Annotated in this window: 22 protein-coding genes; 15 read left to right on the top strand and 7 right to left on the bottom strand. The window is 70.7% G+C overall.

The annotated features are described in order from the left end of the window. Positions 1–11 precede the first annotated feature (11 nt). Both Q2100_RS09050 and Q2100_RS09045 read right to left on the bottom strand, forming a co-directional pair. Entirely contained in the window at positions 12–302 is a 291-nt protein-coding gene (locus Q2100_RS09050; protein ID WP_302913753.1) for a CDGP domain-containing protein, read from the bottom strand. A 67-nt stretch (positions 303–369) separates the two neighbouring features. Beyond that, a complete protein-coding gene (locus Q2100_RS09045) occupies positions 370–1,032 on the bottom strand; it encodes a TetR/AcrR family transcriptional regulator (RefSeq protein ID WP_302913752.1) in 663 nt (220 codons plus the stop codon). A 62-nt stretch (positions 1,033–1,094) separates the two neighbouring features. Here Q2100_RS09045 and Q2100_RS09040 point away from each other — a divergent pair, with 62 nt between their 5' ends. Next, entirely contained in the window at positions 1,095–2,540 is a 1,446-nt protein-coding gene (locus Q2100_RS09040) for a carotenoid oxygenase family protein (RefSeq protein WP_302913766.1), read from the top strand. Here Q2100_RS09040 and Q2100_RS09035 read toward each other — a convergent pair whose 3' ends face one another. Next, positions 2,541–3,548 (bottom strand): 2-hydroxyacid dehydrogenase, encoded by a 1,008-nt coding sequence (locus tag Q2100_RS09035; RefSeq protein WP_302913751.1) that lies wholly within the window; start codon positions 3,546–3,548, stop codon positions 2,541–2,543. It lies immediately after the preceding gene. A 325-nt stretch (positions 3,549–3,873) separates the two neighbouring features. On the opposite strand from Q2100_RS09035, the gene Q2100_RS09030 reads away from it, so the two are divergent. The 9 genes from Q2100_RS09030 to Q2100_RS08990 all read left to right on the top strand — a co-directional run bounded on the left by Q2100_RS09030 (position 3,874) and on the right by Q2100_RS08990 (position 13,403). Then, positions 3,874–5,466, top strand: coding sequence for an ABC transporter substrate-binding protein (locus Q2100_RS09030; protein ID WP_302913750.1), 1,593 nt, complete (start codon positions 3,874–3,876; stop codon positions 5,464–5,466). Positions 5,467–5,480: 14 nt separating this feature from the next. Beyond that, a complete protein-coding gene (locus Q2100_RS09025; protein WP_302913749.1) occupies positions 5,481–6,410 on the top strand; it encodes an ABC transporter permease in 930 nt (309 codons plus the stop codon). A 10-nt stretch (positions 6,411–6,420) separates the two neighbouring features. Next, on the top strand, positions 6,421–7,410 hold the full coding sequence (locus tag Q2100_RS09020; RefSeq protein WP_264016174.1) for an ABC transporter permease: 990 nt from the start codon (positions 6,421–6,423) through the stop codon (positions 7,408–7,410). After that, entirely contained in the window at positions 7,407–8,450 is a 1,044-nt protein-coding gene (locus tag Q2100_RS09015; RefSeq protein ID WP_302913748.1) for an ABC transporter ATP-binding protein, read from the top strand. Before Q2100_RS09020 ends, Q2100_RS09015 begins: the two co-directional genes overlap by 4 nt. Beyond that, the gene (locus Q2100_RS09010) at positions 8,443–9,462 is read left to right on the top strand and encodes an ABC transporter ATP-binding protein (RefSeq protein ID WP_302913747.1); all 1,020 of its coding nucleotides are present in this window, start codon (positions 8,443–8,445) and stop codon (positions 9,460–9,462) included. The genes Q2100_RS09015 and Q2100_RS09010 overlap by 8 nt, the downstream gene beginning before the upstream one ends. Continuing rightward, the gene (locus Q2100_RS09005) at positions 9,459–10,178 is read left to right on the top strand and encodes a sulfite exporter TauE/SafE family protein (RefSeq protein ID WP_264016176.1); all 720 of its coding nucleotides are present in this window, start codon (positions 9,459–9,461) and stop codon (positions 10,176–10,178) included. The genes Q2100_RS09010 and Q2100_RS09005 overlap by 4 nt, the downstream gene beginning before the upstream one ends. 11 nt (positions 10,179–10,189) lie before the next feature. Then, entirely contained in the window at positions 10,190–10,996 is an 807-nt protein-coding gene (locus Q2100_RS09000; RefSeq protein ID WP_302913746.1) for an IclR family transcriptional regulator, read from the top strand. A gap of 87 nt (positions 10,997–11,083) precedes the next feature. Then, on the top strand, positions 11,084–12,430 hold the full coding sequence (gene gudD, locus Q2100_RS08995; protein WP_302913745.1) for a glucarate dehydratase: 1,347 nt from the start codon (positions 11,084–11,086) through the stop codon (positions 12,428–12,430). Between the two features lie 7 nt (positions 12,431–12,437). After that, positions 12,438–13,403, top strand: a complete 966-nt coding sequence (locus Q2100_RS08990) for a 2-hydroxyacid dehydrogenase (RefSeq protein ID WP_302913744.1) — start codon at positions 12,438–12,440, stop codon at positions 13,401–13,403. Positions 13,404–13,483: 80 nt separating this feature from the next. Here Q2100_RS08990 and alc read toward each other — a convergent pair whose 3' ends face one another. From alc to Q2100_RS08975, 3 genes are all read right to left on the bottom strand, one after another. Then, entirely contained in the window at positions 13,484–14,515 is a 1,032-nt protein-coding gene (alc, locus tag Q2100_RS08985; protein ID WP_407667600.1) for an allantoicase, read from the bottom strand. 22 nt (positions 14,516–14,537) lie between these two features. Next, positions 14,538–15,059, bottom strand: a complete 522-nt coding sequence (locus tag Q2100_RS08980; protein WP_302913743.1) for a 2-oxo-4-hydroxy-4-carboxy-5-ureidoimidazoline decarboxylase — start codon at positions 15,057–15,059, stop codon at positions 14,538–14,540. Between the two features lie 76 nt (positions 15,060–15,135). Next, positions 15,136–15,624, bottom strand: a complete 489-nt coding sequence (locus tag Q2100_RS08975; RefSeq protein ID WP_264016181.1) for an inorganic diphosphatase — start codon at positions 15,622–15,624, stop codon at positions 15,136–15,138. 161 nt (positions 15,625–15,785) lie between these two features. On the opposite strand from Q2100_RS08975, the gene dacB reads away from it, so the two are divergent. From dacB to tilS, 3 genes are read left to right on the top strand one after another with little or no spacing between them, the layout of a single operon-like run. Beyond that, positions 15,786–17,174: a D-alanyl-D-alanine carboxypeptidase/D-alanyl-D-alanine endopeptidase gene (dacB, locus tag Q2100_RS08970; RefSeq protein ID WP_302913765.1), complete on the top strand. Its 1,389-nt coding sequence runs from the start codon at positions 15,786–15,788 to the stop codon at positions 17,172–17,174. Beyond that, positions 17,171–18,220 (top strand): Rv3626c family coenzyme F420 biosynthesis-associated protein, encoded by a 1,050-nt coding sequence (locus tag Q2100_RS08965; protein ID WP_302913742.1) that lies wholly within the window; start codon positions 17,171–17,173, stop codon positions 18,218–18,220. Before dacB ends, Q2100_RS08965 begins: the two co-directional genes overlap by 4 nt. Further along, positions 18,199–19,167 (top strand): tRNA lysidine(34) synthetase TilS, encoded by a 969-nt coding sequence (gene tilS, locus Q2100_RS08960; RefSeq protein ID WP_302913741.1) that lies wholly within the window; start codon positions 18,199–18,201, stop codon positions 19,165–19,167. The genes Q2100_RS08965 and tilS overlap by 22 nt, the downstream gene beginning before the upstream one ends. On the opposite strand, the gene Q2100_RS08955 is transcribed toward tilS, so the two are convergent. Beyond that, positions 19,164–19,496 (bottom strand): hypothetical protein, encoded by a 333-nt coding sequence (locus Q2100_RS08955; protein WP_302913740.1) that lies wholly within the window; start codon positions 19,494–19,496, stop codon positions 19,164–19,166. The two genes, tilS and Q2100_RS08955, sit on opposite strands and share 4 nt — an antisense overlap. Before the next feature lie 163 nt (positions 19,497–19,659). Between Q2100_RS08955 and hpt the strand changes: the two genes are divergently transcribed. Then, positions 19,660–20,241 (top strand): hypoxanthine phosphoribosyltransferase, encoded by a 582-nt coding sequence (gene hpt / locus Q2100_RS08950; RefSeq protein ID WP_372503826.1) that lies wholly within the window; start codon positions 19,660–19,662, stop codon positions 20,239–20,241. A gap of 3 nt (positions 20,242–20,244) precedes the next feature. Continuing rightward, the coding region (locus Q2100_RS08945) for a molybdopterin-dependent oxidoreductase (RefSeq protein WP_302913738.1) at positions 20,245–21,281 on the top strand (1,037 nt) is incomplete at its 3' end.

Raw genomic sequence — 21,281 nt, 5'->3', positions numbered from 1 at the left:
CCGGGGACAACTCAGGGCGCGATGCGCGCAGGCGGATCGGCGAAGTTGAGGTCGCGGGCGGGCTGACCGGGACCCATCGGATTGCAGTGCTTGACGGGCACCAGGTGGGAACTGAGGCCGCTGGGAACCCACTGGGCGACCGCCACGCAGCGCTGCCAGGTGCCGTCGGGCTGCACGGGTCCGTCGCACTTGCTCAGGACGGGTCCGCCGTACAGGCAACCGGCGGCGGCCGGGGGAGCGGCGGTGAGCAGCGTTGCGGCCATCAGCAGGGCGGCCGATCCTCCGGCGATGCAGCGCTTCATGGTTGCCTCCCGTCACGTGCCCGACCACTGTCGACGCTACCGACTCGGCCGCCCGGTTTCGGCGGTACTAGTAGATCGCCTCGATCGCCGCGACCATCGACCGGTCCAGGCGCTCGCGGTCGTCACCGAGGCCGACGAGCGCGTCGACGGTGAGCGGGGCGAGGATCTGGGTGAGACCGTGGTCCTCGTGGCCGAAGAAGCCGGCCATCTCCAGCAGCACCGTGCCGTGGGTGATACTCCACAGCCGCCCCGCGATCACCGAAACGCCGTCGTCGCGGATCCGGCCCGCCGCGATCATCCGGCGCACCACGGTCAGCAGCGCCTCGAACGACACCGCGAAATCCGGCTTGCTGCTGGAGTTCCCGGTGACGGTGAGGTCGGCGTGATGGCGGTTCAGTGACTGCGCCGAGGTGCCGAACATCATCTGGTAGCGCTGCGGGTGCGCGAGCGCGAACTCCCGGTACCGCAGGCCCATCACGAAGAAGTCGGCCACCGGGTCGTCGGTCTGCGCGATGTCGGTGAGCGCCCGGGTGAAGCGGGCGAACGTCTCGGCCGCGATGGCCTCGATCAGCCCGGGCATGCCCTCGAAGTGCGTGTACACCGCCATGGTCGACGTGCCGGTCTCGGTCGCGACGCGGCGGGCGCTCAGGGCGGGCAGGCCGTCGCGCTCGAGGATCAGGATCCCTGCCTCGACCATCTGGCGTTTCGGGTCGGCGTTCATCATTGCCATCGTCTCATAACGGTGTTATACATAGGCGGACCACGAAATAACACTGTTATAGGGGCATGAACATGGGGAACCGCTATCTCGAGGGCGCTCTCGCACCGATCGACGAGGAATACACGCTGACCGACCTTGAGGTGCAGGGCACGATCCCCGGCCATCTCGACGGGCGGTACCTGCGCAACGGGCCGAACCCGATCGGGGAGATCGACCCGGCGCTCTACCACTGGTTCATCGGAGACGGCATGGTGCACGGCCTCCGGCTGCGCGACGGCAAGGCCGAGTGGTACCGCAACAGGTGGGTGCGCGGGCCGCATGCGGCCCGGATGCTCGGTGACACCCCGCCGACCGGAAACCCCGGCGTCTCGGAGATCGGGGCGAACACCAACGTGATCGGGCACGCCGGCAGGACGCTCGCCCTGATCGAGGGTGGCGTCGCGAACTACGAACTCACCGAGGAACTCGACACCGTCGGCGTCTGCGACTTCGACGGCACTCTGCGCGGCGGGTACGCGGCGCATCCCAAGCGCGATCCCGACACCGGCGAACTGCACGCCGTCACCTACAGCATGCATCGCGGGAACACCGTGCGGTACTCGGTGATCGGCGTCGACGGCCGGGCCCGCCGCACCGTCCACGTCGAGGTGAACGGCAGCCCGATGATGCACGACTTCTCACTCACCGAGCGGTACGTGGTGTTCTACGACCTGCCGGTGACGTTCGACAACCGCCAGGCCGCGGAGATGACGGTGCCACGCGGACTGCGGTTGCCCGCCCGGCTCCTGTTGTCCGCGCTGATCGGCCGCGTCCGCATCCCCGATCCGATCGCCGCCCGGCAGGTCGGGGCGATGGGCGCCGACCGGCGCTTCCCGTACTCGTGGAACCCGCGCTATCCCGCACGGGTCGGGGTGATGCCGCGCGACGGCGACAGCGCTGACGTGCGGTGGTTCGACGTCGAGCCGTGCTACGTGTTCCACCCGATGAACGCCTACGAGGACGGTGACACGATCGTGCTCGACGTGGTGCGCCACCCGAAGATGTTCGACACCGACCATCTCGGGCCGAACGAGGGACCGCCCACGCTCGACCGCTGGACTGTCGACCTCGCCGACGGCAAGGTGCGCGAGTCCCGGATCGACGACCGCGCGCAGGAGTTCCCGCGGATCGACGAACGGCTGGTGGGCAAGCGGCACCGCTACGGCTATGCGCCCGCCGTCGGCGACGCCACCGCGCCCGAGGGCACGCTGTTCAAGCACGACCTGATCGGCGGCGACAGCCGGGTGCGGACGTTCGGTGAGGGAAAGTCTTTAGGGGAGTTCGTGTTCGAGCCGACGTCAGCGGACGCCGACGAGGACGACGGCGTGTTGATGGGGTACCTCTACGACCGGGTGACCGACCGCAGCGAGCTGGCGATCCTGGACGCGCAGACCCTCGAGGACGTCGCCAGGGTGAAGCTGCCGCACCGGGTGCCGGCGGGGTTCCACGGCAACTGGGTGCCCGCGGGGGGAACGTAGTCAGCCCGCGGCGGGCACCGGCATCGGCACCGGCGTGACGAGCGTGCCGTCGGCGAGGAACGCCTCGAGGTTGCGCAGCGTCAGCGCCTCCATGGCGGCCCGCGTCTCGACGGTGCCGCTTCCCACGTGCGGCAGCAGCACCACGTTCTCGAGGGCGATGAGCGCCTCGGGCACATGGGGCTCGTCGGTGAACACGTCGAGGCCGGCACCGGCCAGGCGGCCCTGGGTGAGGGCCTCGACCAGTGCCTCCTCGTCGACGACGCTGCCACGGGCGATGTTGACGAGGTAGCCGTCGGCGCCCAGAGCGTCGAGCACGTCGCGGCCGACCAGCTGCCGGGTGCCCGAACCGCCGGCCGCCGCCACCACCAGCACGTCGACGGCGCCGGCGAGTTCGACGGGCGACGCGGCGTAGGTGTACGGCGAGCCCTCGACCCGGTTGCGGTTGTGGTAGGAGATGGTGCAGCCGAATGCGCTGAGCCGCTTGGCGATCGCGCCGCCGATGCGGCCCATGCCGAGGATGCCCACCCGGGTGTTGCTGACCTGCCGGGTGAGCGGGTAGTTGCCGTCGACGGGCCAGCGGCCGTCGCGCAGGTAGCGGTCGGCGGCCGAGAAGCGGCGCAGCGTGTCGATCATCAAACCGACGGCCGTGTCGGCGACGCAGTCGGTCAGCACGTCGGGCGTATTGCTCACCTGCACACCGCGTTCGGCCGCGGCGTCGACGTCGGTGGTGTCGTAGCCGACGCCGAAGTTGATCACCGCGCCGAGGCGTGGCAACGCCGCCATCAGTGCGGCGTCCACACCGGTGCGGCCCGAGGTCACCACGACGGTGATGTCTGCCGCCTCGGCGCCGAGGAACCGCTCACGTTCGCCCGCGTCCTCGGGCAGCGCGCGGGCGTCGTACTCGGTGCGAAGTGTCTCGGCGAGAGAGGGCTTCAGCGGGCCCACCTGCAGCACGCCCGGGCGGCGGGAAGGATCACGGCGGGTGGCGGTGTCGTCGGTGCTGGGCACGGTTCTCCTCTGTCGGGGCTGTTGTCACCGTAGGCCGGGCCGCGGATACCCGTCCAACTCGGAATTGGCATGGGTTTATACGGAACCTGCATGGATCGACGGCTGGCGTAACCGGCGGCGCATCGCCGACGCCGCCGATGCCATGATCCCGCAGCTCAGACCCACAATTACCGTTACCTAACCTGCCGCGGCGCCGTGTGCCGCGCGTCACTTCCACGCCGCTCCGGGCCGTTCACGCCGGTTGACCCGCATTCCACCCGTCCCTAGCGTGTGGTTGCGATCACACAAGTCATCCACATACGTGGACGCCACATTCGGAGGATTCATGAGGTCCACAACCCCGACCACGCGGCGGGCGCGCCGCGTGCTGGCCCTCACCGCCGCCGCCGCGGCGACCTGTGTGACAGCCGCCGGCTGCACCGTGGCCAACAGCGGACACGGCGGCTACGACCCGAACACCCTGCGCATCGTGCTGCAGCAGGAGCCGCCCACACTCGAACCGTGTGAGAGCTCGCTGACTTCCACCGGCGTCGTGGTCCGCTCCAACATCAGTGAGCCGCTGATCGAACGCGATCCGGGCACCGGCGACCTCGAGCCGCTGCTGGCCACCGGATGGCGCCAGGACTCGCCGAACGTCTGGAGCTTCGACATCCGGTCGGGGGTGACGTTCTCCGACGGGGCGCCGTTCACCGCCACCGACGCCGCCTTCTCCATCGACCGCGCGGTGAACTCCGACCTGCAGTGCAACGTCGACGGCTACGTGTTCGGCGACGACAAGCTGGTACTGGACACCCCGAGCGACACGAAGCTGACGGTCACCACCGAGACGCCCGATCCGATTCTCCCGCTGCGGCTGTCGTTCGTGGAGATCGTCCCGCGCACCACCAGCATGACCGAGAAGGTGCGCGAGCCGATCGGCACCGGCCCCTACGTCATCGGGAACTGGGACTACGGGCAGAAGCTGGTACTCGAGCGCAACGAGACCTACTGGGCGGAGAAGCCGTCGTTCGCCCGCGCCGAATACCAGTGGCGCAGCGAGGGCAGCGTCCGCGCCGCGATGATCACCGGCGACGAGACCGACATCGCGACGGGCCTCGGCCTCGAGGACGGCGCGGGCGATCTCGGCGTGGAGTTCCCCAACAACGAGACCACCGCGCTGCGCATCACCTGTACCGACGCCCCGCTCGATGACATCCGCGTGCGGCAGGCGATCAACTACACCGTCAACCGCAGCGGAATCGTCAAGGCGCTGTTCCGCGACATGGGCGAACCTGCCGCACAGCTGATCCCCGACGGCGTCGTCGGCCACAACGGCGAACTGGCCGCGTGGCCGCACGATCCGGACAAGGCGAAGCAACTCGTCGACGAGGCCAGGGCCGACGGTGTTCCGGTGGACCGCCAGATCCGGCTGATCGGCCGCACCGCGCAGTTCCCCAAGGTCGTCGAGTCCGTCGAGGTGATCCAGAGCGAGCTCGCCGACGTCGGCCTCAACGCCAAGATCGAGATGATGGACACCGCCGGTCAGCTGCAGTTCCAGCTGCGGCCCTTCCCGGAGAACGCCGGCCCGTTCGTGGCGCTGATCATGCACGGCAACCAGGCCGGTGACGCCGCGTTCAGCGTCGACCAGTACATGCGCACCGACGGCGCCCAGAACGGTTGCGGCACTCCCGAGTTCGACAAGAAGATCGACGCGGCGGGCCAGCTCACCGGCCAGCAGCGCCAGGACGCCTACGCCGAACTGTTCGCCGAGGAACCCGACGAGGTCGCCCAGTTCGCGTACATCGCGCACATGACCGGCATCCTCGGCAAGTCGCCGCGCGTGGACTACACCCCCAACTCCGCCACCGGCGACGAGATGCGGCTCGCCGAGATGACACCGGCCCGCGACGGCGCCACCGACCGCACCGACGCCCAGTAAGGAAGGCCGACATCATGTTCCCTTTCGTCCGGCGCCGGATGTACACCAGCGCCCTGCCCCTGATCATCGTGCTGTTGGGAGTCTTCCTGCTGGCCCGGCTCACCGGCGATCCCACCAACCTGTACCTGCCCGAGTCGGCGACACCCGAACAGCGCGCGGAGTTCGCCGCCGCCAACGGCTTCGACAAGCCCTGGCTCACCCAGCTCGGCGACTACTTCACCGGCGTCCTGCATCTCGACTTCGGGTCCTCGCTGCGCACCGGTGAACCCGCCGCGGAGATGGCGCTGCGGGCCTTTCCCGCCACCCTGCAGCTCGCCCTGGTCACCATGCTGCTGGCGATGGTCGGCGCCGTCGTCATCGGCTGCTGGGCGGCCTACCGGCCCAACTCGCTGGCCGACCGGTTCTCCAGTCTGCTGTCCATGACCGCCGCCAGCATCCCGGACTTCTGGTTCGCGATCACCGGCGTGTGGCTGTTCGCGGTGCTGCTCGGCGTGCTGCCCACCTCGGGCACCGACGCGGGGATGCTGTCGTGGATCCTTCCGATCGCCACGCTGATGATCCGCCCGCTCGGCGTGCTCACCCAGGTGGTGCGCGGCGCCATGGTGTCCGCACTGTCGGCGCCCTACATCCGGCTGGCCCGCAGCAAGGGCGCAAGCGACTTCCGCGTCGTCACCCACCACGCGCTGCGCAACGCCGCCGCCCCCGCGCTGACCGTGGCCGGCGACCTGGCCGTCGGCCTCATCAACGGTGCCGTCGTGGTGGAGGCGATCTTCGGTTGGCCCGGTATCGGCAAGCTGATGATCGACGCGATCCTGCAACGGGACTTCGCGGTGCTGCAGGCCGCCGTGCTGCTGACCGCCGTGAGCATTTTCCTGCTCAACATCATCATCGACGCCTGCTACGCCCTGCTCGACGCCCGCGTCCGCGAACCCGCGAAGGTCTAAGGAGCTCACCATGACTCAGATCGATATGGTGCCGGTCAAACCGACCACCGCGATCGTCGGCGAGGCCGACACCGACCTGTCGAAGGGCCGAAACCGGTCCGCATGGTTCCGGCTGCTGGTCAACGACCGCGTCGCCGCAGTCGCGGCCTGCGTGCTCGGCCTGGTGTTCCTCACCGCCGCGTTCGGGCCGATGCTCGTCGGCGACCTCGCCACCGACATCGACCTGGACAACTCAAACCAGGCGCCGTTCACCCTGTCCCACGGCTGGGCGAACATCCTCGGCACCGACCCGCTGGGCCGCAGCATGCTGGCCCGCCTCATCGTCGCCAGCCAGACCACGCTCTCGGTGGCGATCCCCGCGGTGGTGATCTCGGCGGTGATCGGCTCGGCCGTCGGCATGTGGGCCGGCTACCACCGCGGCTGGCGGGAGACCATCGCCATGCGCGTCGCCGACGTCATCATGAGCTTCCCGTCGCTGCTGCTCGCCGTCGTGGTGCTCTACGTGTTCTCCCCGAGCGCCGCGAACATCGTTCTGGTGCTGGCGATCACCCGCATCCCCGTCTACCTGCGCACCGCCCGCGCCGAGTCGGCCGAGCTGCAGAGCCGGCTCTTCGTCGACGCCGCAAGGACATTCGGTGCCAGCGCGCACTCCATCATCTGGCGCCACGTGCTGCCCATCGTGCTGCCGACGCTGCTGACGGTCGCGACGCTCGACTTCTGCTACGTGATGCTCGCCGAGAGCTCGCTGAGCTTCCTCGGTATCGGCATCCAGCCGCCCGACATCAGCTGGGGTCTGATGGTGTCGCAGGGCCGCACCTACCTGCACACCGCGTGGTGGCTGTCGTTCTTCCCCGGCCTCGCCATCGTCATCACCACGGTGTCGGCCACCATCCTCGCCGCCTGGGCGCGCATCGCCACCGATCCCGCCCAGCGGTGGCGGCTCACCGTCCCGCAGAAGAAACTGTCCGGCTTCACCAAGCGTGCAAAGGCACTCTCATGACCGCTGTCGCAGACCATCCGCCGCTCGACAAGGTCGACGCCGACCCGGCGCTCGAGGTCGACGGCCTCACCGTCGACATCCGCACCATCACCGGCACGGTCCGCGCCGTCGACGACGTGACGTTCTCCGCCCACCGCGGCGAGACGCTGGCGCTGCTGGGTGAATCCGGCTGCGGAAAGTCGATGACCGCCACCGCGCTCGTCGGCCTGCTCGAACCCGTCGCCGAGGTGGTGGCCGGCTCCGCCCGTCTCGGCGACGACGACCTGCTGGCCGTCGACCGAAAGACGCGGCGCAGGCTGGCGGGCACGGAGCTGGCGATCGTCTTCCAGGACGCACTGACCGCGCTGAACCCGCTCTACACCGTGGGCACCCAGCTGTCGGAACCGTTCCGCATCCACGAGGGCATGAGCGCCAAGGACGCCAGGCGCAAGGCGGTGGAGCTGATGGCGCGGGTCGGCATCCCGCAGCCGGAGTCGCGGCTGAACTCCTACCCGCACCAGTTCTCCGGCGGCATGCGGCAGCGGCTGCTGATCGCGATGGCCGTGGCGCTCAACCCGACCGTGCTGATCGCCGACGAGCCCACCACCGCCCTGGACGTCACCGTGCAGGCGCAGATCATGGCGCTGCTGCGTGATTTGCGCGCCGAGTTCCACATGGCGGTCGTCCTGATCACCCACGACCTCGCGCTGGTGGCCGAGGAGGCCGACCGGGTGGCGGTGATGTACGCCGGCAACATCGTCGAGACCGGGCCCGTCGCCGAGGTGTTCGCCGACCCGCGGCACCCCTACACCAAGGGGCTGCTCGACTCGGTGCCCGTCAACGCGGTCCGCGGCGAGGCGCTCAAGTCGATCGGCGGGTCGCCCCCGGACCTGCACTCCATCCCCGAGGGCTGCGTGTATCAGGCGCGCTGCCCGATCGCCCGCGACGTCTGCGCCACCACCCGCCCGGCACTCGAAGCCACCGCCGTCCCAGGAGCGCTTGCCGGCGCCGCCGGCCGCAAGGTGGCCTGCCACTTCCCGGAGGAGGTCCGAAATGCCTGACACCGCAACGGACGGCCAGCTGCTGACCGTCCGCGATCTGCGCAAGTCCTTCCGCGTGCCCGGCGGCGGCAAGAACCGGCTGACCGCGCTGGACGGGATCGACCTCGACCTCGCTCGCGGTGAGACGCTCGGCCTGGTCGGCGAATCCGGTTGCGGCAAATCGACTCTCGCGCGCACGCTGATGATGCTCGAGCGCCCCGACTCGGGCACCGTGACGTTCGACGGCGTCGACCCGTTCGGGCTGCGCGGCAAGGACCTGCTGAAGTTCCGCCGCCGCGTGCAGATGGTGTTCCAGGATCCCTACGCGTCCTTGAACTCCCGCATGTCGGCGGGCGACATCATCGCCGAGCCGTGGCGCACCCACAAGTCGCTGTACCCGAACCGCAAGGACCGCGACATGCGGGTGCGCGGCCTCCTCGACCTCGTCGGGCTGGGCGCCAAGGCCGCGGGCAAGTTCCCGCAGGAGTTCTCCGGCGGGCAGCGCCAGCGCATCGGCATCGCCAGGGCGCTCGCACTCGACCCGGACGTGATCATCTGCGACGAACCGGTGTCCGCGCTCGACCTGTCGGTGCAGGCGCAGGTGCTCAACCTGCTCAACGATCTGCAGGATCAGCTCGGCATCTCCTACGTGTTCATCAGCCACGACCTGTCGGTGGTGCGGCACGTGGCGGACCGGGTCGCGGTGATGTACCTCGGCCGCATCGTCGAGAACGGGCCCACCGAGGCGGTCTTCGAACGGCCCAGCCATCCGTACACCGCCGCGCTGATGTCCGCGGCGCCGAAGCTCGACGCCGCGCAGCGCGGCGAGCGGATCCTGCTCAGCGGTGAGGTGCCCTCGCCACTGAACCCGCCGTCGGGCTGCCGGTTCCGCACCAGGTGCTGGCGCGCCACCGACATCTGCGCGGAGCAGACGCCGCCGGTCGCCGCCGACCCGGGGGCCGACGGCCACACCGCGCTGTGCCACCACCCGCTGCAGTCCGAACAGAGCGGGTTGGCGACGATGTCGGCGTGAGTGTCGCCGCGTACTGCGTGATCGCCGCGGCGATCCTGTTGGCCTCCTGCATGCAGGGGTCGATCGGCTTCGGCATGGGGATGCTGGCCGCGCCGTTCGTGGCGCTCGTCGATCCGAGCCTGATCCCCGGGACGCTGATCATGCTCGCCACCCTCGTCACCATCCTGGTGGTGGCGCGCGAGCACCAGCAGATCGATCTGCAGGGCACCGGCTGGGCGCTGGCCGGCCGGGTCCCGGGAACGGTCGCCGGGGCGCTGCTGCTGGTGATGTTGCCGGACAAGGCGCTCGCGCTGGTGCTCGCGGGCGTGGTCCTCGGCGGTGTGCTGCTGACCAGTGTCGGATGGGCGCCGGTGCCACACCGGCGCAACCTGGTGCTCGCCGGCGCGGCGTCCGGCGTGCTCGGCACCGCCACCGCCATCGGCGGCCCTCCGATGGCCCTGGTCTGGCAGAAGGTGACCGGCGCCAGGCTGCGCGGCACGATGAGCGGCTTCTTCCTGGTCGGCTCGGTGCTCTCCCTCGTGGTGCTCGCCATCGGCGGGGAGATCGACCGGCATTCGGTGGTGTCCTTCCTGCTGCTGAGCCCCGCGGTGGTGATCGGCTACCTGCTGTCCCGGCTGATGAACCGGGTGCTCGACCGGCAGCGGCAGCGCTGGCTGGCGATATCCGTCTCCGCGGTGGGCGCCGTCGTGCTGATCGTCCGTCAGATCACGGGATGAAGGAGGGCGTCATGGGCGAGCCTGCCGAGCCGGCGGCCGACCGCAGGGTGAAGTCCGCGGTGCGCACCGTCGAACTGCTCGAATACCTGGCCGCCCGCCCGGACCGGCCGGCCCGCATCCGCGACATCTGCGGAGCGCTGGACATGCCGCGCAGCAGCGCCCACGCCCTGCTGCGCACGCTGGTGGCGCAGGGCTGGGTGCGGTCGGACCCGACCGGCAGCCAGTACGGCATCGGCGTCCGCGCGCTGCTCGTCGGCACCAGCTACCTCGACGCCGACCCGTACCTGCCCGTGATCGCGCCGTTCCTCGACGACCTGCGCAGCGACCTCGACGAGACCTTCCACATCGGCAGGCTCGACGGCGGTGACGTCGTGTACCTCGCGACCCGCGAATCCCGCCAGTACGTACGGACGTCGAACAAGGTCGGCAGGAGGCTGCCGGCCTACACGTGTGCGCTCGGCAAGGCGCTGCTGGCCGAGCGGTTCGGCGCCGAGCGCGACGCCCACATCCCGGCGTCGCTGTCGCCGCTGACCCCGCACACCATCACCGACCGGGCGGTCCTCGACGCGTCGCTGGAGGAGGCGCGGGTGCGCGGCTACGCCACCGAGTACGAGGAGAACACCCCGGGCGTTCGGTGTTTCGCGGTGCCGCTGCGCTACGTCACGCCCGCCCAGGACGCCATCAGCGCGTCGGTCCCGCTGGAGCGTCTCACCGGCGAGCGGGAACGCGAGATCGTCGACGCGCTGCGGATGGTCTGCGACAAGGTGTCCCGGGTGGTCCGGCCGCTGGTCAACGGCGATCGATGGTTCGCAGGATGAGCGTCAAGACTGATTCGATGCCGGTATTGGTCCATGCCCCATTGGTGTTGGACACGCATAGAACGGCGATTCTAGGGTGAGGACATCATGAGCGCGCAGACCCGTACTCCCGTCGTCAGTGAGATGAAGGTCGTGCCCATCGCCGGACACGACAGCATGCTGCTGAACCTCAGCGGCGCGCACGGGCCGTTCTTCACCCGGAACCTGGTGCTGCTCACCGACTCCGACGGCAACACCGGTGTCGGTGAGGTGCCCGGCGGCGAGCAGATCCGCCGCACGCTCGAAGACGCCGCCCCGCTGGTGGTCGGCTCGGCGCTGGGCGCCTACCACGCGACACTCGCCGCGATCCGGACCCGGTTCGCCGACCGGGACAGCGGCGGCCGCGGCGCGCAGACGTTCGACCTGCGTGTCACCGTGCACGCGGTCACCGCGGTCGAGTCGGCGCTGCTCGACCTGCTCGGCCAGTACCTCGACGTGCCGGTGGCGGCGCTGCTCGGCGACGGGCAGCAGCGCGACCGGGTGCAGGCGCTCGGCTACCTGTTCTTCGTGGGGGACCGCACCCGCACCGACCTCGCCTACCGGTCTTCCGCCGACGAGGACGCCGGCGCCGACGAGTGGCTGCGCATCCGCCACGACGAGGCGCTGACGCCCGAGGCGGTGGTCCGCCTGGCCGAGGCCGCCCGCGAGCGCTACGGCTTCCGCGACTTCAAGCTCAAGGGCGGCGTGCTGCCCGCACCGGATGAGGCCAAGGCCGTGATCGCCCTCGCCGACCGGTTCCCCGACGCGCGAATCACCCTCGACCCCAACGGCGGCTGGCTGCTCGCCGACGCCATCCGCACCTGCCGCGAACTGACCGACGTGCTGGCCTACGCCGAGGACCCCGTCGGACCCGAGGGCACGTTCTCCGGCCGCGAGGTGATGGCGGAGTTCAAACGCGCCACCGGTCTGCCCACCGCCACCAACATGATCGCCACCGACTGGCGCGAGATGGGGCATGCGATCCGCACCGGCGCCGTGGACATCCCGCTGGCCGACCCGCACTTCTGGACCATGAACGGCTCGGTGCGCGTCGCGCAGCTGTGCGACGCCTGGGGCCTGACGTGGGGGTCGCACTCCAACAACCACTTCGACGTGTCGCTGGCGATGTTCACCCACGTCGCTGCCGCCGCGCCCGGCGAGATCACCGCGATCGACACGCACTGGATCTGGCAGGACGGCCAGCGGATCACCAAGGCGCCGTTCACGATCGCCGACGGCTACCTCACCGTGCCGGACCGCCCGGGGCTCGGCGTCGACATCGACCACGACGCCGTGGCCGCGGCTCACGAGCTGTACCTGAGCGAAGGCCTCGGCGCCCGCGACGACGCGGCGGCCATGCAGTTCCTCGTCCCGGGCTGGACCTTCGACAGCAAGCGCCCGGCGCTCGACCGATGACGCGCGGATGAAGGTCGTCGTCGGCGACACCAACCTCGCCCCGCACCGCGACCGGTTCGAAGCCGCACTGCCCGACGGTGTCAGCGTGTGCTGGCCCGACGGTGCGGTCGCCGACGAGCTGGGCGATGCCGACGTCTTCGTCGGCGGCCGGTTCAGCGCGCAGCTGGCCGCCGCCGCCCCGAAACTGCGGCTGGTGCACGCCGCCGGGGCGGGCACCGACAAGATCGACTTCGACGCGCTGTCGCCGGACACGCTGGTGGCCAACACCTTCCACCACGAGCAGTCGATGGCCGAGTTCGTCGTCGCCGCGTCGGTGATGCTGCGGCGGCATTTCCTCGAGCAGGACCGGGCGCTGCGCACCGGCCGGTGGGCGACCTCGGTGTACGACCGCTCGATCGCCCAGCCCTCCTCGCTGCGGGGCGCACGGGTCGGCTTCGTCGGCTTCGGTCACATCGGCCGCCGCAGCTGGGAGCTGTTCCGCGCGTTCGGCGCCGACGGTGCCGCCGTCACCGGCCGCGGCACTCTCGACGCGGCCGCCGAGGGGTTGCGATGGGCGGCGGGCACCGACCGGCTCACCGACCTGATGGCCGAGTCCGACGTGGTCGTCGTCTCGGCCCCGCTGACCGAACAGACCGTGGGCATGATCGGCGCCGCCGAACTCGCCGCGCTCGGGCCGCACGGGGTGCTCATCAACGTCGGGCGCGGGCCGCTCGTCGTCGAAAATGATCTTTACGAGGCGCTTTCGTCTCAGGCCATCGCCGCGGCGGCCGTCGACGTCTGGTACCGGTACCCCGATGCCACGGGTTACGGCGCTCCCAGCGCGCTGCCGTTCGCCGACCTGCCGAACGTGCTGATGACGCCGCACTCCTCGGGCGTCACCCGCGACACCTTCACCGGCCGGGCCGACGACATCGCCGCCAACATCGGCAGGCTGCACCGCGGCGAGCCGCTGCACAACCTCGTCACCCGCTGAGGCTCGGCCGGCGAAAGCGCAGCGGTGGTCGTTGATTCGTGAGAATCGCAGCCGTCACTGCTATCTCGCGTCGAACCCCGTCAGCCGGACAGGCTCCACTTCTCGGCGACCCGCCGCAGGCCCTGCTCGGTGAGGCGGCCGAACAGCCGCAGCCGGGCCATCCCGCCGTCGGGGAAGATGTCCAGCCGGGCCTGGGTGACCGGCCGGTCGTCGCCGATGACGAAGCGGTGCCGGGTGTCGGGCTGCAACTCGGTGCGCGGCAGCAGTTCGAACCACTCGCCGTCGGGATCGTCGCGGCCACGCAGCGTCGCGGCCCCCGGCGCGTTGCCGAGGAAGTAGGACGTGTCGAGTTCGGCGAAGTCGAGCACCCCGTGGCCGCCGAGCTGGACCTCAACCCAGTCGTTGCCTGCGTCGCGGCGGCGCGAGGTCTCCCAGCCGTCGCCCATGTGCCGGGCGGTGCCCGGTAGCAGCAGGTTGTTCGGCGAGCTGTAGAACATGTTGGAACACGCGGTGATCCGGCCGCCGTTCTCCAGCGCGGCGAGGTCCAGCGGCAACTCCGCGTACTGCGGGTCGAGCAGTCCCTCGCCGTGCACCCGCAGCCGCGCCACCCCGCCGTCGGGATAGATGGTCAGCCGCACGTGGGTCCACCGCCGGGATGTGGCGACCGGGAACAGGTTCCGGGTGTCGCCGTCGACGCCGGTGCGTTCCACGATCGTGGTCCAGTGGGTGTTGTCGACGAGCTCGGACACCGACGGATGGCCGTAGACGAACGCCGCCTCGACCGAGACCTCCGGCGGGTAGTTGCCGGTGAAGCATGCCGTGTCGACCACCACACCGCGCACGATCCCGGGCACCCCGAGCCGCACGATCGCCGCGTCGTGCGCCTCCGGGCCGGCGTCGCGCCGCCTGCGGGTCTCCCACCCGTCGTAGACCTGCCCCTTGTGGCCGAACGTGGCGGGCCGGTAGGTCGCCGGACCCGGGGTGATCAGGTTCTCCTTCTCGGCGAACAGATCGTCGTTGGCCCACACCACCGCGCCTCCCGCCGAGCGCACGGCGAGATCGGGCAGCGAAAGGAAGTGTGACCGCGACACGGGGCCGGACGGGGTGCTCACGCACCGAGACTAGGGCAGTGGCCTACCAGTTGTGGTAGCCGCCTTCGGGTCCCAGCATGCGTTCCAGGCGGCTGCGGTTGATGCGGGCGAGCTCGTTGCGCACCACCTTGCGCTCGGTGTCGACGTCGTTGTGCAGCCGGTCGACCATCGCGGCCAGCACGTCCGCCGCGCCGAAGCCGTTGACGTACATCACGAAGCCGAAGCCGAACTGCTGCTCGTAGCTGCGCGCGTGCGCGTCCAGTTGCGCCATCACCTCGGGCCGGTCGTCCCACACCGCGCACTGCTCACACTGTGAACGGGCGCTGCGCGGCCGCCGGCCGATGCTCGGATACGCCTGCAGGATCGAGTCGATCGACACCTCGGCCATCGCGAACAGCAGCGCGTCGGCCTGCCGGAACAGTGCGTCGTGGTTGCGGTAGGGCCGGTCGCGCGCCAGGTCGGCGGCCAGCGACACGCTGCCGCAGCACTCGTAGACCGCGTGCACCGCCCGGCGCTGCGGCATCGCGTTGTAGGCGTCGAGTCCGATGCCCTGGTGCATCAGCATGTGCCCCATGGTCCAGCGGCGATGGGACGGTGGCGTTACGCCGCGTTACGCGCAGGCAAATTCCGCGACGGCGGGATCAGTGGCCCTGGGCCTTGAAGCGCTCCACCGAACGCTGTACCTCGGCCTCGGCCTCCTCGCGGCCCACCCAGTTGGAGGCCTTCACGAACTTGCCCGGCTCCAGGTCCTTGTAGTGCACGAAGAAGTGCTCGATCGCCTTGAGCTCGAAGTCGTCGATGTCGCCGAGGTCGCGGATGTGCTCCCAGCGCGGATCGCCCGCGGGCACGCACAGCACCTTGTCGTCGCCGCCTGCCTCGTCGGTCATCTGGAACATGGCGACCGGCCGCGCGTCCAGCGCCGCGCCGGGGAACAGCGACTCGGGCAGCAGCACCAGCGCGTCGAGCGGGTCGCCGTCCTCGCCGAGGGTGTCCTCGATGAATCCGTAGTCGGTGGGGTAGCCGAACGCGGTGTAGAGGTAGCGGTCGAGCTTGACCTTCCCGGTCTCGTGGTCGACCTCGTACTTGTTGCGCGATCCCTTGGGGATCTCGATGACGACCTCGAACTCCACGGCCCGGCTCCTTCTCACGTCGTTTGCGATGCGGGGCGTCGTGACGACGACGCGGGACAACCCTAATGGAGCGGATACCCTCGTTGATGAGGTGCCCGGGGGGGTGCCTGCCGGTGAGCTCACCGGGGCGAGTAGTGGCGAAGGCAGGAACCACGGACGTGATGCGGCCCGCGCGGTGGAAGCGCTCCACCCATGTGGTGATCGGCGCGGCGGTGCTGTTGCTGGTCGCCGCCGTCGTCGCCGTGGCCGGCGTGCTCACCGCGGGCCGCGGCGGTGAGGCCCAGGCCGCCAAACCGCTGCCCACCCCCGTCACCGCCGACCCGGCGATCAAGCCGGTCGCCGACGACGCACCCCGGCCCACGGCACGCGGGATGGCCGCCGCACTGGCCCGCGCGCTGGCCAACCCGGACCTCGGGAACTTCACCGGCCGCATCACCGACGCTCTCACCGGCGACGAGGTGTGGGCCAGGGGCGCCGACATCCCGATGCAGCCCGCCTCGACGAACAAGACGCTGACCGCGGCCGCCGCGCTGCTGACCCTGGACCGCGAGGCGCGCCTGACCACCACCGTGGTCGCGGGCGACCAGCAGCGCGACCGGGGGCTGGTGGTGCTCAAGGGCGGCGGCGACCCCACCCTCTCGGCGGCGCCCGAGGACACCGACACCTGGTACAAGGACGCCGCCCGGATCAGCGACCTCGCCGATCAGGTGCGCCGCAGCGGCATCAACGTCACCGCCGTCCAGGTCGACGTCAGCGCGTACAGCGGGCCCGACATGGCCGTCGGCTGGGACCCGCTCGACATCCCCGGCGGCGACATCGCGCCGATGGCGCCGGTGATGCTCGACGCCGGGCGCACCCAGCCGGTCAGCGACGAGTCGCGGCGGTCCACCACACCGGCGCTGGACGCAGGCCGGGCCCTGGCGACCGCGCTCGACATCGACCCGGCCATGGTGAGCGTGCGGCCGACGTCCTACACCGGCGGCAAGCAGATCGCCGCCGTGCAGTCCCCGCCGCTCATGGAGAGGCTGCGCACGATGATGAACGCGTCGGACAACGTGATGGCCGAGGCCATCGGGCGCGAGGTCGCCGCCCAGGTCGACGAGCCGCAGAGCTTCGACGGCGCGGCGCGGGCCGTCCTGGACCAGCTGGAGGAGGCAGGTGTCGACACCCGGCGCGCCGTGCTCGAGGACTCCAGCGGGCTGTCCGTCGACGACCGGCTCACCGCGCTGACCCTCGACGACGTCGTCGCCGTCGCGACCGGGGACGACCAGCCGAAGCTGCGGCCGCTGGTCGACCTGCTGCCGATCGCCGGCGGCAGCGGCACCCTGTCCAACCGCTACCTCGACACCGTCGAGGGCCGCGCCGCCGCGGGCTGGCTGCGCGCCAAGACGGGCTCGCTCACCGGGACCAACTCACTGGCCGGCATCATCACCGACGCCAGCGGCCGCGTGCTGACGTTCGCGCTGATGTCCAACAACGCAGGCCCCACCGGCCGCACCGCGCTCGACGCGTTCGCGGCGACCCTGCGCACCTGCGGGTGCACGAGATGAGCGGCGCCGAACTCACCGTCGGCCGCGCCGTCGACTGGCAGTTCGCGGCGACCGTCGGCGCGAAGCTCGCCCGGCCCGGCCCGGTCACCACCGACTACACCCGCCGCCAGGCCGTCGACCAGCTGGCCGCCGCGGCCCGCGAGGCCGAACTGCCGGTGCGGGAGGTGACCGGACTGAACGAGGGGCAGGCCGTCACCGAGGCCCGCATCGTCGACCGCGCGCAGTGGGTCCGCGCGGCCACCGGCTCCATGCGGGTGATGACCGGCGGCGGCGACGCACCACGCGGATTCGTCTCCGGACACCTGACGGGCGCGCAGACCGGGGCGGTGCTGGCGTTCATCTCCTCCGGGATCCTGGGTCAGTACGACCCGTTTGCGACCGGGGGTGGCGAGCTGCTGCTGGTGTGGCCCAACGTGATCGCCGTCGAGCGGCAACTCCGGGTGTCGCCCGCCGATTTCCGGTTGTGGGTGTGTCTGCACGAGGTCACCCACCGGGTGCAGTTCCGGGCCAACCCGTGGCTGGCCGACCACATGTCGCAGTCCCTGGCGGTGCTCACCCAGGACGCCGGCGAGGACGTCACCGAGGTGGTCGGCAGGCTCGCCGAGTTCGTCCGGACCAGGCGCAACGGGGCCGACGCCGAGCAGGATCCGAACTCCACCGGGGTGATCGGCCTGATGCGCGCGATGCAGGGCGAGCCGCAGCGCGAGGCGATGGACCGGCTGCTGGTGCTCGGCACGCTGCTCGAAGGACACGCCGACCACGTGATGGACGCCGTCGGGCCGAAGGTGGTGCCGTCGGTGGCCACCATCAGACGCCGGTTCGACGAACGGCGCACGCGCAAACAGCCGCCGCTGCAGCGAGTGGTGCGGGCGCTGCTCGGCGTGGACGCCAAGATGAGCCAGTACACCCGCGGCAAGGCGTTCGTCGACCACGTCGTCGGCCGCGTCGGGATGACGCGCTTCAACACCGTCTGGTCCGGACCCGACACGCTGCCGCTGCCCGCCGAGATCGACGAACCACAACGATGGATCGAACGGGTGCTGTAGCCGCCTTGCGGGCGGCGGTCGCGGCCTTCGCGGCCACGTACGGCGCCGGCGACGAGCGGTGGTGCGTCGCACTGTCGGGCGGTCCCGACTCGCTGGCGCTGACGGCGGCGGCCGCCCCGCTGAAGCCGACCACGGCACTGATCGTCGACCACGGCCTGCAACCCGATTCCGCGCGGATCGCCGACACCGCCGGTGAACAGGCGCTGCGCCTGGGATGCGTTGACGCACAGGTGCTTCGCGTCGACATCGGCTCCGCGGGCGGGCCGGAGGCGGCGGCACGGTCAGCTCGCTACGCAGCGCTGGAGACGGCTCGTGACGCGGCGCCGGTGCTGCTCGGTCACACCCTCGACGACCAGGCCGAGACGGTGCTGCTCGGTCTCGGCAGAGGCTCCGGTGCCCGTTCGATCGCCGGGATAAGGCCGTATGACCCACCGTGGTATCGCCCGCTGCTCTCGGTCCGCCGGGCCACCACCGTGGCGGCGTGCGCCGAACTGGGGCTCACCCCGTGGCACGACCCGCACAACACCGATCCGCGCTTCACCCGCAGCCGTCTGCGCGCCGAGGTGCTGCCGCTGCTGGAGGACGTCCTGTCCGGCGGCGTCGCCGAAGCGCTGGCCCGCACCGCCACCGCGCTCCGCGAGGACAACGACGCGCTGGACGACCTGGCCCGCGACGGCCTCGATGCGGTGGTCACCGGCGACGGACTGAGCACCGACGGACTGGCCGCCCTCCCGGAGGCGATCAGACGCCGGGTGATCCGGCTGTGGCTGCTGGCCGGCGGCGCCCGTGGGCTCACCGACAGACAGATCCGTGGCGTCGACGCCCTGGTCACCGGCTGGCGCGGACAGGGCGGCGTCGCGGTCGGATCCTCGCTACCGGCGCAACGGCTGGTCGCGGGGCGTCACAACGGTGCGCTGATCCTGAGTGCCGAACCGATCGGTCGTTAGCGCTGTAAGAAGTCGAGGGGGCCGACGCCCGACGGCTCACCCTCCAGGATTCGCCATCCCACCTGGACCTGCCCGTTGGTCGCCCCGGTGCGACCGGCGAAACCCTCGAAATAGGTGTGGCAGACGTTCATGTCCCACTTGACGTCGGGTGCCATGCCCCAGCCGCCGACGGGCAGCGGCTGTCCGGGGCACCAGACCCGGCTGCACATGCTGAGCGAGTTGCACTTGGCTTGGGCGATGCCGGGAGTCAGCGCCACGCCGGTGAGGGCGAGTCCGCCCGCGAGCACGGCGCCTGCGAGGAGTCGGGTGCCCATCTTGTGAGTGGTCATGCGCGTCCTATTCTCTCTGCGCCACACCGTGTGGCGTCGTGGACATAGCTGACCCCACCCGCCCGGCTACCGATCCCAAGATCAGCGGCCGGAACGCGAAACCGTCTCGGTTTTCCACGCCCTCGTGGTGGTCGGACGCGCGCGGGCATGGCACGCTGTGGACGTGTCTGCGCAATCAGCCGAGTTGTATCCCGGGGACATCAAGTCGGTGCTGCTGTCCGAACAGCAGATCCAGGAGCGCACGGCCGAACTCGGCGCGCTGATCGCCGAGAAGTACCGCGACCACATCGGCCCCGACGGGCAGGACCTCCTGCTGGTGACGGTGCTCAAGGGCGCGGTCATGTTCGTCACCGACCTGGCCCGGTCGATCCCGCTGCCCACCCAGCTGGAATTCATGGCCGTCAGCTCCTACGGCTCGTCGACGTCGTCGTCGGGCGTGGTCCGCATCCTCAAGGACCTCGACCGCGACATCAACGACCGTGACGTGCTGATCGTCGAGGACATCGTCGACTCCGGGCTGACGCTGTCGTGGCTGCTGCGCAACCTGGCCCAGCGCAGGCCGCGGTCCCTCAACGTGTGCACGCTGCTGCGCAAGCCCGACGCCGTGCGCGCCGATGTCGAGATGGCCTACGTCGGCTTCGACATCCCGAACGAGTTCGTTGTCGGCTACGGCCTCGATTACGCCGAGCGGTACCGCGACCTGCCCTACATCGGCACGCTGGACCCGAAGGTCTACGAGGGGTAGACGATGACCGGCACCGCGCTCCGGATCTGCCCGCTGTGCGAGGCCACCTGTGGACTGACACTGACCGTCGACGACGGCGCCGTCACCGCCGCCCGCGGCGACCGCGCCGACGTGTTCAGCGCCGGCTACCTGTGCCCGAAGGGCGCCGGCTTCCCCGAACTCGACAACGACCCCGACCGGCTCACCGCACCGCTGGTGCGACGCGACGGCGAACTGGTGGAGACCACCTGGGCCGAGGCGTTCGCGGTTGTCGCCGACCGGCTGGGAGCGGTGCTGCGTGAGCACGGCGGCCCGTCGGTCGCGGTGTACTTCGGCAACCCGAGCGCGCACAGCATCGCGGGCGCGCTCTACGTCCCGCTGCTCGTCAAGGCGCTCGGCACCCGGCAGGTGTACTCGGCGAGCACGCTCGACCAGATGCCCAAGCACGTCTCGGTCGGCCACCTGTTCGGCAATCCGATCGCCTTCCCGGTGCCCGATCTCGACCGCACCGACCACCTGGTGATCATCGGCGCGAACCCGTTGGTCTCCAACGGAAGTGTCACCACCGCAGCCGATTTCGGCGGCAAGCTGAAGGCGCTGCGCAAGCGCGGCGGAACGCTGACCGTCATCGACCCGGCGCGCACCCGCACCGCCGAACTCGCCGACCGCCACCTCGCCCCGCGGCCGGGCACCGACGCCGCGCTGCTGATGGCCGTGGTGCACGTGCTGTTCGACGAGCAGCTGGCCACGCCCGAACCCGCCGGCCGCGGCGCCGGCGTCGACCAGGTCCGTGCGCTGGCCGCCGACTTCGCACCGGAGGCCGTCGCCGCGCACTGCGGTGTGGCCGCCGACGAGATCCGTGCGCTGGCCCGCGACATCGCCGCCGCGCCGAGCGCCGCCGTGTACGGCCGCCTCGGCACCTCGACCGTCGAATTCGGCACTCTCGCCAGCTGGCTCGTCGACGTGATCAACATCCTCACCGGCAACCTCGACCGGCCCGGCGGCGTGATGTTCCCGCAGTCGCCGGTGTCCTCGGCGCCGCGGCCGCACCGGCCGGGCCG

The organism is Mycolicibacterium arseniciresistens (genome assembly GCF_030519285.1).
In the GTDB taxonomy this organism is placed as follows: Bacteria; Actinomycetota; Actinomycetes; order Mycobacteriales; family Mycobacteriaceae; genus Mycobacterium; species Mycobacterium arseniciresistens.
Note: the sequence above shows the minus strand (reverse complement) of the source record. Positions and strands in the feature narration are given on the sequence as shown.